Origin of the sequence: Streptomyces sp. NPDC017940, assembly GCF_044328435.1 — a bacterium.
Taxonomy (GTDB): Bacteria; Actinomycetota; Actinomycetes; order Streptomycetales; family Streptomycetaceae; genus Streptomyces.
This window is the reverse complement of the sequence record NZ_JBIRHJ010000001.1, coordinates 342,825-354,401: the sequence shown is the minus strand read 5'-3', so window position 1 is coordinate 354,401 and position 11,577 is coordinate 342,825. Positions and strand designations below refer to the sequence as shown.

7 protein-coding genes and 1 CRISPR repeat array are annotated in these 11,577 nt (G+C 69.9%); of the genes, 6 read left to right on the top strand and 1 reads right to left on the bottom strand.

The annotated features are described in order from the left end of the window. Nucleotides 1-56: 56 nt before the first annotated feature. From casB to cas2e, 6 genes are all read left to right on the top strand, one after another. Nucleotides 57-935, top strand: coding sequence for a type I-E CRISPR-associated protein Cse2/CasB (gene casB / locus ACH4DX_RS01485; protein WP_398153586.1), 879 nt, complete (start codon nucleotides 57-59; stop codon nucleotides 933-935). Nucleotides 936-1,090: 155 nt separating this feature from the next. Further along, nucleotides 1,091-2,308 carry a type I-E CRISPR-associated protein Cas7/Cse4/CasC gene (cas7e, locus tag ACH4DX_RS01480; RefSeq protein WP_398153585.1) on the top strand — a complete coding sequence of 406 codons (1,218 nt, stop codon included), beginning with the start codon at nucleotides 1,091-1,093 and terminating at the stop codon, nucleotides 2,306-2,308. Next, entirely contained in the window at nucleotides 2,305-3,072 is a 768-nt protein-coding gene (gene cas5e / locus ACH4DX_RS01475; RefSeq protein ID WP_398153584.1) for a type I-E CRISPR-associated protein Cas5/CasD, read from the top strand. The genes cas7e and cas5e overlap by 4 nt, the downstream gene beginning before the upstream one ends. Next, complete coding sequence (gene cas6e / locus ACH4DX_RS01470) at nucleotides 3,072-3,794, top strand: type I-E CRISPR-associated protein Cas6/Cse3/CasE (RefSeq protein WP_398153583.1); 723 nt, start codon at nucleotides 3,072-3,074, stop codon at nucleotides 3,792-3,794. The genes cas5e and cas6e overlap by 1 nt, the downstream gene beginning before the upstream one ends. Further along, on the top strand, nucleotides 3,791-4,729 hold the full coding sequence (gene cas1e, locus ACH4DX_RS01465) for a type I-E CRISPR-associated endonuclease Cas1e (protein ID WP_398116747.1): 939 nt from the start codon (nucleotides 3,791-3,793) through the stop codon (nucleotides 4,727-4,729). The genes cas6e and cas1e overlap by 4 nt, the downstream gene beginning before the upstream one ends. Beyond that, nucleotides 4,726-5,091, top strand: a complete 366-nt coding sequence (cas2e, locus tag ACH4DX_RS01460) for a type I-E CRISPR-associated endoribonuclease Cas2e (RefSeq protein ID WP_398153582.1) — start codon at nucleotides 4,726-4,728, stop codon at nucleotides 5,089-5,091. The genes cas1e and cas2e overlap by 4 nt, the downstream gene beginning before the upstream one ends. A 128-nt stretch (nucleotides 5,092-5,219) precedes the next feature. After that, nucleotides 5,220-8,368: a CRISPR direct-repeat array (repeat unit 29 nt; unit sequence GTCGTCCCCGCGCCTGCGGGGCTGTTCCC). Between the two features lie 1,062 nt (nucleotides 8,369-9,430). Here the strand turns inward: cas2e and ACH4DX_RS01455 are convergent. Next, on the bottom strand, nucleotides 9,431-11,350 hold the full coding sequence (locus tag ACH4DX_RS01455) for an AMP-dependent synthetase/ligase (RefSeq protein WP_398154155.1): 1,920 nt from the start codon (nucleotides 11,348-11,350) through the stop codon (nucleotides 9,431-9,433). Nucleotides 11,351-11,577: the final 227 nt, after the last annotated feature.

The following is an 11,577-nucleotide window of genomic DNA, read 5'->3' as shown; positions in this document are numbered from 1 at the left end:
ACCCCGGTGCCGGCACCTGCGTCCACGCATCGCGACGATCATACGGAGCACACCTCATGACCACTGACCCGCAGACGCGCACAGGTCGCCGAACGGGGAAATCCGAGCGGCCGGAGCGCCTGAGCGCGTACCCGCGCGGCGCCCCAGAGGTGGCCACCGCTCGCTGCATCGGACGGCTTCAGAGCCTCTACCACCAGGACGTGCCGTCCGCCGTCGCGGTCCTGGCGCGGCTGCGGCGAGCTGCTGGGCGGACCGTGCACGAGACCCCGGACATCTGGGGCATCGACGGGCTGGAGGACCTCGCACGGGTCTGGGACGAGCGCCGGGAAGCGAACCGGCCCGACCCGGCAGGAAGCGAAGCGGCACCAGAGCTGTACCACCAGGAAGCACGCGGCAAGCGGGAAATGAGTACGCGGGCTGAGGAGGACGCCGTTCACGTGGCGGTCACCCTGTGGGCGCTGCATCAGCAGTCCGTCAGGGATGCGGACATGCATGCGCCCGGCTGGAGCCTGGGACGTGCCGTCCGGACTCTTGCACAAGGTGACGGGGACCTCACCCGTACCGCCGACGACGGGTCCGGGGCGGACCGCCAAGAGAGCCCTTCGACTCCTCGGCTGGACAATGAACTCAACGAGACGCTGCGCAAGCGCTTCGTGCGCATCGGCACCTCCACCTCGTTCGACATGCTCACCGTGCGCTTGCGCGAAGTCGTACTGTTGCTGCGCACCGCACGCATCCCGCTCGACTACGCCCGGCTCGCCGATCAGTTGTACCGCTGGCAGCACGAGGATCTGCGTGCGGACGTCCGCCGCGCCTGGGGACGCGAGCTGTACCTGTCCTACGAACGGCAGGCCCGTCCTGGCGACGAAGACGAGGACAGCGCCGTGGACCCACCGCGCCTCGCCGAGACCGACGGGCCTGATCCCGGTCTGTGAACCACCATCAGCGATCGACGCATCGCGCCGCCGTGTCCCTCTGGCATACCGGCGCAGTCGTCACGGCATCCGGCACACAAAGGGCCCCTGCGGCCCACGCCCTGTCGCGAAAACCGCACCTGACCCACCCATCAGCGCCAGAACGGAAGCCCCCGATGAGCCGCACGATTCTCGACATTCACATCCTCCAGACCGTCCCGCCGAGCAACATCAACCGCGACGACACCGGAACCCCCAAAACCGCACTGTACGGAGGGGTGCGGAGGGCGCGAGTATCCAGCCAGGCGTGGAAGCGTGCCACCCGCAAAGCCTTCGATGACCTGTTGCCCCCTTCGGAGCTGGGCGTGCGCACGAAGAAGGTCGCCGAGGCACTGGCTGAGCGGATCACGGCCCTGGCCCCGACGACGGACCCGGCCCACGCCGTCGACCTGGCCACCGAGATCCTCTCGACCGCCACCGGCTCCAAGATCGAAGTACCCAAGCGCAAGTCGAAGAAGGAGGACCAGGAAAGTACGGAGGGATCAAACGGCGCGCTGCCGGAGTCCTCGTACCTGATGTTCCTCAGCGCGCGGCAGCTCGACGCCCTGGCGACCCTGGCCATCGAACTGGACACTGGCGATGGCCTCAAGAGCTTCCAGGCAGCCTTGAAGAACAAGGAGAACAAGGCTGCGGCACGACAAGCGGTCGATACTAGGCATTCGGTGGACATCGCCCTGTTCGGTCGGATGGTCGCCGACTCCACCGACCTGAACGTTGAGGCCGCCACCCAGGTCGCCCACGCGATCAGCGTCCACAAGTCCGAGATCGAATCGGACTACTACACCGCGGTCGATGACAGGAACACGGACGCCGAGGCGGGTGCCGGAATGATCGGCTCCATCGACTTCAACTCCGCTACCCTCTACCGCTACGCCGCTGTCGACGTCGACGCACTGCACCTCACTCTGGGCACCGGTCTCCGTACGGGCGAGACACCGTCCACTCCCGCCCAGAAGGCCGTGGCCGCCTTCCTCGAAGGGTTCATCTCCTCGCTGCCCACCGGGAAGATCAACACCTTCGGCAACCACACGCTGCCGTCCGCCGTGATCGTCAAGCTCCGCACCCGCCGACCCGTCAGTTTCGTCGGCGCTTTCGAGCAACCGGTCCGGCAGGGCCCGAACGGCGGTTTCCTGACGGAGGCGTGTGAACGCCTGGGCCGTTACGTGCCACAGCTGGAGAAGGCGTTCGGCGTACCGGACGGCGAGCAGAGCTGGGTCCTGCGTGTGGGCGAGGAAACGCAGGCCCTCAAGGACCTCGGCACCTGCGTGACATTGGAGGAACTGGTCAAGGACGTGAAACTGGCTGTCGCCGGGCGTCTGGAGTCCGGCGTATGAGCGTGCTGCTCCTGCGGCTCGCCGGCCCGCTGCAAGCCTGGGGCTCCGCAGCCCGATTCGCGCGCCGCAGCACGGAGAACGCCCCGACGAAGAGCGGCGTCCTCGGCCTGTTCGCCGCGGCTCAAGGCCGCCCGCGCCAGGCGGACCTCTCCGACCTGTCCGCGCTGCGCTTCGGCGTGCGCATCGACCAACCCGGCTCACGGCTACGCGACTTCCACACCGCCCATCACGCCGACTCCGGCAAGGCCATGCCGCTGTCCGAACGTTTCTACCTGGCCGACGCCATCTTCGTCGCCGGCGTCGAAGGCGACGCGCGGCTGCTGCAGCGGCTTTACGAAGCACTGATGCGCCCCCACTACCTGCCCTACCTCGGGCGCCGCTCGTGCCCCCCGTCCCAGCCTCTCTCCATGGGCCCACCGCAGGACACCACTTTGGAAGAGGCTCTGCGCCTCGCCGAGTGGCAGGCATCGCGATGGTACGTGCGACAGCTACAGCGCACCGCTGGACAACAGCCCCCAGCCGTGCCGGAACTCCTGGACGTACTCCTCGACAGTTCACCCGCAGAGACCCCCGACTTCTCTCTGCGTGACACTCCCGTGAGTTACGACCCCCATCACCGCCGATACGCGCTTCGCGGCGTACGCAGCACGCAGGTCACCGCCGTGCACCGGACTGCTACCGCCCCGGCCCACGATCCGACCGCCGGGCTCGTGCCCGCCCCCCTCGAGACACCGGCGACGTCCACTCCTCCGAGGACCTCCTGATGTACCTGACCCGCTTCCGCGTCAACACCGGCCGCACCGAGGCCCGCCGACTGCTCGGCTCCCCCCACTTGATGCATGGCGCCGTCAACATGGGCTTCCCCGACCGCCCGCCCCGCGATGGCCAAGGCCCACGCATCCTGTGGCGCGTCGACCGCACCACTGCCGCGGAAACCGCCCTGTTCATCGTCAGCCCCACCCGCCCGGACCTGACCCACCTCGTCGAACAAGCCGGCTGGCCCGCTCTGGAAAGGCCCGGGTGGACCACGTTCGCCTACGGACAGTTCCTCGACGCCCTGGCAGCCGGGGACATCTGGGGCTTCCGGCTGACCGCCAACCCCGTCCACCACATCCGCCTGCCCCAGGACGCCCCGGGTGCCCGGACCAAACGCGCTGCTCACGTCTCCCCGCGCTACCAGATGCAGTGGCTCCTCAAGCGCCAGGAGAAGGCAGGCTTCGAAGTGCTCCCCAAGCCCGCCGACCGACAACTGACGCAGTATGGAGACGCGTACGAGCTGATCGTGCGCGACCAGCAGCCGCTCCAGTTCCGCCGCCCCCCGGCCCAGCGGGCCGGGCAGGACGTCCGCTTCACCCGGGTCACCTTCGACGGCCGCCTGCGCATCACCGACACCGACGCCTTCCGCCGCACCCTCACCCACGGCCTGGGCAAATCCAAAGCGTACGGCTGCGGCCTCATGACGCTGGCCACGGCAGGCGGACAATGAGCACCGTCAGCCGCCGCAGTACCTCGACCCCCCGAGAGCTGGCCCGCGTCGGCGACCGGCTCTCTTTCATCTACCTGGAGCGGTGCACTGTACACCGCGACGACAACGCCATCACTGCAACCGACGCGGACGGCACCACGCACATCCCCGCCGCCACCATCGGCACCCTCCTGCTCGGCCCCGGCACCCGCATCACCCACCAGGCCATGTCCGTTCTGGGTGAGTGCGGCGCCGGCGTGGCCTGGGTAGGCGAGCACGGCGTGCGCTACTACGCAGGCGGCCGCGCCCTGACCCGCTCCTCCGCCCTGGCCGAAGCCCAGGCCAGCGCCTGGGCCAACCGACGCACCAGGCTGGAGGTGGCCCGGGCCATGTACCGCCTGCGCTTCCCCGACGAAGACCCCGCCGGACGCACCCGCCAGGACCTGCTGTCCATGGAAGGCCGCCGTCTCAAGGACTGCTACCGCCGCGAATCCGCCCGCACCGGCGTCCCCTGGAAGCGCCGCGACTACCACCGCGACAACTTCGCCGCAGGCGACGCCCCCAACCAGGCCGTCACCGCCGCCGCGCAGTGTATGTACGGCATCGCCCACGCCGTCGTGACCGCCCTGGGCTGCTCCCCAGCCCTGGGCTTCGTCCACTCCGGCCACGAACGCTCCTTCGTCCTGGACATCGCCGACCTCTACAAAACCGACATCGCCATCCCCGCAGCCTTCGACGCCGCCGCCGACGGCCCCGACGACGTGGCCTCCCGCACCCGCCGAGCCCTGCGCAATCGCATCAACGACACCAACCTCCTCGACCGCTGCGTCAACGACATCAAAACCCTCCTCCACCACGACGACACCAGCGACCACCAGGACCGCGTGACCCTGCAGTCCGACGGAGACGCCCACCTCGAAAGCGGTCGAAACTACAGTGACGAGGTGCTGTGGTGACCGTCATCATCCTCGCCAACTGCCCCGCCGGCCTGCGCGGATTCCTCACCCGCTGGCTCCTGGAAATCTCCCCCGGCGTCTTCCTCGGCTCCCCCAGCGCCCGCATCCGCGACCACCTGTGGGACGAAGTCCGCCAGTACGCCAACCAAGGCCGCGCCCTCCTCGTCCACCAAACCGACACCGAACAAGGCTTCACCTTCCGCACTCACAACCACGCCTGGCACCCCACCGACCACGAAGGACTCACCCTCCTCCACCGTCCAGCCCTTCAAACCGCCCAGCCGGGAACCGACCGCCAGCCCCAGCCTCCGAAACAGAACTGGAGCAAGGCCGCTCAACGCCGTAAATACGGCCGTCGCTAACCGATCAAGCCCACACCCGCACAGACAGATCGGCGCTATTCATGCGTGAAGAGATGCGAGTTATGTCGGAGTTTCGGGAAGTAAGTAAAAACCACCACCTCGCCTGACAAAGCCGCTGGTCACGGCCTGTCGTCCCCGCGCCTGCGGGGCTGTTCCCCCGCTGCGGCCGGTCAAGAACGGCGGGTACGGGTCGTCCCCGCGCCTGCGGGGCTGTTCCCGTCCAGTCGACGATCTCGTTCCCGTACCGGTCGTCGTCCCCGCGCCTGCGGGGCTGTTCCCAGGTCTGCGTTGTCGTTACCGAAGATTCCCATGTCGTCCCCGCGCCTGCGGGGCTGTTCCCCAGACCGTTCGGCGCTGGCTCGCCGAACAGGAGTCGTCCCCGCGCCTGCGGGGCTGTTCCCTGGATGTACCCGTACGTCGCCGTGCTGCCGATGTCGTCCCCGCGCCTGCGGGGCTGTTCCCCCGTACACAAGGCCGCGCATCCGAAGTGGACGGTCGTCCCCGCGCCTGCGGGGCTGTTCCCAACGCCACAGGCGCCCAGACCCGCTACACCAAGTCGTCCCCGCGCCTGCGGGGCTGTTCCCAGGCGTTTGTGCAGGTCAGGTGTACGTGTAGAGTCGTCCCCACGCCTGCGGGGCTGTTCCCCCAGCCCGGCACCCATCAGGTCGTCGTAGGCCGTCGTCCCCGCGCCTGCGGGGCTGTTCCCCTCACCGACGGATGGGCCGGGAAGCTCGACTAGTCGTCCCCGCGCCTGCGGGGCTGTTCCCCCGCGCGCGTACTGGCCGATGGAGGAGGACCGGTCGTCCCCGCGCCTGCGGGGCTGTTCCCTGGTCGATCGCGCAGAGCACTTTCCCGTTGGAGTCGTCCCCGCGCCTGCGGGGCTGTTCCCCCGACCCGTGCCGAGCGGCGTCCGGCGGGCGTGTCGTCCCCGCGCCTGCGGGGCTGTTCCCGGGTTGGTGAACCCGAAGTCGACCGCGCCCCAGTCGTCCCCGCGCCTGCGGGGCTGTTCCCACGTCGTGGGACTGGTTCGCGGCGTCGTTGAAGTCGTCCCCGCGCCTGCGGGGCTGTTCCCCGCGCGTCGACCCGGAGGAGAGTGCGGGGAGCGTCGTCCCCGCGCCTGCGGGGCTGTTCCCCATGGACGCCGAATCGCTGCAAGCCCGGGTCGGGTCGTCCCCGCGCCTGCGGGGCTGTTCCCCCGCCCCGCCAAGGTGCGGCGGGTGCGGCGAGGTCGTCCCCGCGCCTGCGGGGCTGTTCCCGGTGCCGATGCCGATCTGGTGGCCCGATGGAGGTCGTCCCCGCGCCTGCGGGGCTGTTCCCCTGACCGTCACCGGCAACTCGATCTCCGCCTCGTCGTCCCCGCGCCTGCGGGGCTGTTCCAGGGGCGGGCAGGTCGTCCAGGCTGATGCGTCCGTCGTCCCCGCGCCTGCGGGGCTGTTCCCTTGACGCCGCCGACCTGGACAACTTCACCGAAGTCGTCCCCGCGCCTGCGGGGCTGTTCCCCATGTCGTGGGACTCAGGCATGCAGCGCAGGGGTCGTCCCCGCGCCTGCGGGGCTGTTCCCACAAACTGGCGTGCCTGCCGCATCCATGCCCGGCCGTCCGTCGTCCCCGCGCCTGCGGGGCTGTTCCCGCACGCCACGCCACACGTGAAGCGTGCTGAGGTCGTCCCCGCGCCTGCGGGGCTGTTCCCGCGACCGCCGCCGGCACCGGATGGGTCTTCGGGTCGTCCCCGCGCCTGCGGGGCTGTTCCCGTAGGCGTGGGGGTCGGGGACGGAACAGTCACGTCGTCCCCGCGCCTGCGGGGCTGTTCCCACGATCGAGCCCACGGCCAGCCCCCCCCCATCACGTCGTCCCCGCGCCTGCGGGGCTGTTCCCCAGCCAGCCCCGCCCCGGCGCCGGACGCGTGGGTCGTCCCCGCGCCTGCGGGGCTGTTCCCGTGGAGGACGAAGAGGGCCGACCTGTCCCCGCGTCGTCCCCGCGCCTGCGGGGCTGTTCCCGACACGCCGTACTGGTGGCTCCTCATCCGCCGGTCGTCCCCGCGCCTGCGGGGCTGTTCCCGCGATCAGCTCGCCGTCGAGGTCACTGACGGTGTCGTCCCCGCGCCTGCGGGGCTGTTCCTCCTCGACGACTTCGGCGAGCGCGTACGAGACTGTCGTCCCCGCGCCTGCGGGGCTGTTCCCTTCGCACGACTCGGCGTTGAAGGAGAGGAGGTGTCGTCCCCGCGCCTGCGGGGCTGTTCCCGTCGGAGCGCTCCGAAATCGGGGACAAGCAGCGTCGTCCCCGCGCCTGCGGGGCTGTTCCCGGCATCGGCAGCCAGGGACGCGCCATCTTGAGGTCGTCCCCGCGCCTGCGGGGCTGTTCCCCCTGGAAGACCTGGCCCCGAAGACGCTGGACAGTCGTCCCCGCGCCTGCGGGGCTGTTCCCTGGATGACGCCGCGGGTCCCGGTGAACGGAATGTCGTCCCCGCGCCTGCGGGGCTGTTCCCTCGCCGGACTCGTCACCACCGCAACCGGATACGTCGTCCCCGCGCCTGCGGGGCTGTTCCATGGACCCCACCGTCGGCCGCGCCCTCGCCGACGTCGTCCCCGCGCCTGCGGGGCTGTTCCCTGGGATCCACTGGTGAGCCAGGGCGCGCCGATGTCGTCCCCGCGCCTGCGGGGCTGTTCCCGTTCAAGGCGGTGGCGACCCGTTGGACCTGCTGTCGTCCCCGCGCCTGCGGGGCTGTTCCCCGCCAGTGCGATTCCAGAGCGGGAAGGCCGACGTCGTCCCCGCGCCTGCGGGGCTGTTCCCACCAGCTCCGCAGGCGGCACCTGGTCCCAGGCGTCGTCCCCGCGCCTGCGGGGCTGTTCCCAGCACGCGGCCCGCTGTTTCCCGAGGGGGCCAGTCGTCCCCGCGCCTGCGGGGCTGTTCCCGAGGCTCTTGCTCGGCGACCATCCCGAGTCCGGTCGTCCCCGCGCCTGCGGGGCTGTTCCCGGCCGTGGCGCAGTCGACGACCGGTACCCCAGGTCGTCCCCGCGCCTGCGGGGCTGTTCCCCAGCCGGGGGCAGTGCGGATCTGCTTCGCCATGTCGTCCCCGCGCCTGCGGGGCTGTTCCCGCCCAGTACTTGGACTGGTCCACGACCAGGGTGTCGTCCCCGCGCCTGCGGGGCTGTTCCCGTCGAGAAGCTCACGTCCGCGTTGGGCAGGCTGTCGTCCCCGCGCCTACGGGGCTGTTCCCGGCCATGAAGGTCTTCGTGAGCCAGGTCTCGAGTCGTCCCCGCGCCTGCGGGGCTGTAGCGCCTGTCGCCCCTGCGTCTTTGAGGCTGTTCCAACTTGGGAGCCCGGGCCATCAGCAGTGCAGCGTGGTCCCGGCACATGTGCGGCTGTTATCTTCCTCCCTCAGCAGTTGAGTTGAAGGACGGTGTCCGCACAGGGGGGCCGCTCCCGGTTCCGGCCATGAGCATGATCTGCGTACTCTGATCCCAGCTCTTGAGCGGCTGTGCCATCGCCTTCGCTAGCTACCGTCCGCTTCGAGATGGTCCCCGCGCATGCGGGGGTGGCCCCTGGGCCTTGTGTCTAACCAAGCGGATAGCGCAGTGCTCCCCGCGCATGCAGGGATAGACGCAATTCGTGGCCGGCGGCGAGTTCCCGCTCGCGTGTGCCCTGGCTCCTCCCCGTGCCCAACGAAGAAAGCACTACCGCAGTGCTTCGCACATGCCGGTCTAGCTGGGCACGGCTACCGTACAGCGGCAAGCGACTGCAGGAATTTTGCACTCTCCGCCAGACACAGCAGTTTCAGTCTCGGCCCTCTCCTCTCCTCGGCTCGAAGCTTTGCGCAGGGCTTCTCACCCATACGGATGGTGCAGGAGATCCGTCGGAAGCCTTTGAGACGCCAAGGCTTCCCTCACTTCTAGGACTGGGAGCCCACATACGTCCCACAGCTTGAAGGGACACGGCCATGAGCTCCCGGGTTTGCGCAGGTCAGCTGCCGTAGCGCAGAAAGCAGAGCAAACGCCTTCTAAGCACTCGGCCGCAGTTTCGAGTCCTGCCGAGGGCGCACACAGCCTCTCACCTGCGGAAACGCGTGAGAGGCTTTTTTTGCCGGGATGCACACCGGCGTGACGCCAAGCGCCTCCGCCCGGCCGAGCCCAGCGGTGGCGCGGCGCGCATCCGTACCGCAGCGGTTCGCTCTCGACTTGGCGGCCCAGCACTCACATGAGCATGTCGCCCAGGCCCTCATCCGCCAAGACCGTCGCGCCGCGATCTCGGCGCGGGTGAAGAAGCCCTCCGGGCCACGGCGCGCCTCGGCATCACCTGCCGCGCCCGTAGGGCTGCCGATCAGCGGCGGTGGAGCCTCCCGATCAGCGGCGGTACAGCTCCTCAATCTCCCCCGCGAACACCTCCATCACAGCCCGGCGCTTAACCTTCATGGACGGGGTCAGCAGCCCGTTCTCCTCGGTGAAATCGCCCTCCACCACCACGAAGCGGCGGATGGACTCGGCCCGTGACACCGCCTGGTTCGTGTAGTCCACCGCCTTCTGCACCTCGGCGAGCAGTTCCGGGTCGCGGCACAGTGCGGACAGCGGGGTGTCCTTGGGGCGTTTGCGGACGGCCAGCCAGTGGGCGGCGGCCTCGGGGTCGAGGGTGACGACCGCCGCGACGTACGGTCGGTTGTCGCCGACGACGAGGCACTGGCCGATCAGCGGGCGACCGCGCAGCCTGTCCTCCAGGACGGCCGGTGAGACGTTCTTTCCGCCCGAGGTGACCAGGATGTCCTTCTTGCGCCCTGTGATGGTGAGGTAGCCGTCCTCGTCCAGTGAGCCGAGGTCTCCGGTGGCGAACCAGTCGCCGGTCAGTGCGGCGTCGGTGGCCTCCTTGTTGTTCCAGTACGAGGTGAAGACGATGCCGCCCTTGACGAGCACCTCGCCGTCGTCCGCGATGCGTACCGCCGTACCCGGTACGGGCACACCGACCGTGCCGGGGCGCGGTCCCAGCGGCGGCACGATGGTGGCGGCCGCGGTGGTCTCCGTGAGGCCGTAGCCTTCGTAGACGACGATTCCGGCGCCGTAGAAGAACAGGTTGAGGTGCTTGTCGAGCGGGGAGCCGCCGCTGATCGCGTAGCGCAGGCGGCCGCCGACCTCCTTGCGGATGCGGCGGTAGACGAGGACTTCGTAGAGCGCCCATGCCGCGTAGCCGCCGAGGGACGGGCCGGGGCCCCTTCCCAGGAACTTGTTCAGATACGCCTCCGCGAAGGACACGCCGATCCGGTCGGCGCGGTCGAAGGAGGCGCCGCGGCCGATCCTCTCGGCGGTCGCCCGTCCGGTGTCGTGGATGCGCTCGAAGAGGTACGGCACGCCCACGAGGAACGTCGGCCTGAAGGACCGCAGTTCGGGACGGAGCTCGTCCGGTCTGATGCTCGGGCAGTGGCCGAACTCGATGCGCGCCAGCATGCAGGCGATCTGGATGCTGCGGCCGAGGATGTGGGCGAGCGGCAGGAAGAGCAGGGTTGACGCGGTCTGCCCGGTGATCGCCTTGAAGACCGGGTGCATCAGGGCGACGGTGTTGGCCGCCTCCGCGTACAGGTTGCCGTGCGTCAGGACGCAGCCCTTGGGCCTGCCCGTGGTGCCGGAGGTGTAGCAGAGGGTGGCCACGGAGTCGGGCGTGAGGGCCGAGCGGCGCTCGGTGACCTCCCGGTCGCTCACCCCGTGGCCGCGCTCGGCCAGTTCCAGGACCGCGCCGTCGTCGATGACCGACACGGCGGGAGGCGCGTCGAGCCCGGCGACCGCGCGGCGCGCGGTGTCCGCGTTCTCCGCGCTCTCGGCGATCAGGAGCCGGGCACCGGAGTCCCGCACGATCCACTCGATCTGCTCGGCGGAGGACGTCGCGTAGACGGGTACGGTCTGGCCGCCCGCCGCCCATATCGCGAAGTCGATGACCGCCCATTCGTAGCGCGTACGGGACATCAGGGCGACCCGGCCGCCCGGTTCGAGGCCCGCCGCGATGAGGCCCTTGGCGGTCGCGGTGACCTCGCGGGCGAAGACGGTGGCCGTGACCGGGCGCCACCGGCCCGCCTCCTTGCGCCGCAGCACGACGGCGTCGGGGGCCTCGGCCGCGTTGGTGTACGGGATGTCCGCGGTGCTGCCGCGGACGGTTGGAGCCGCGAGCGCGGGGGTGCGGGCCTCCCGTACGACGCCGTGCTCGTCCCTGACGGTCTCGACCCGGGCACGGTCCGCCAGGTCGGTGCGGCGGCGCGCCTGCTCGAGGTCCTTGCGTACGCCCATGACGGCTCCCGGTTCGTCCACGTGACATGGGTACGGTGAACAACTCCTTACTCGGAAGTCAACTTACCGACGCGTAGGGGAAATTCAATGGTTCGAGCAGAAGTCGTACGGGCCGGTCGCCGGGCGTCCCGGCTGCCGCGCACCTCGCTCCCGTCCACCGTTCGCGGCTGCCGCGCACCTCCCTCCCGTCCACCGCTCACGGCAGTCGCGTACCGCGCTTCCGTCCA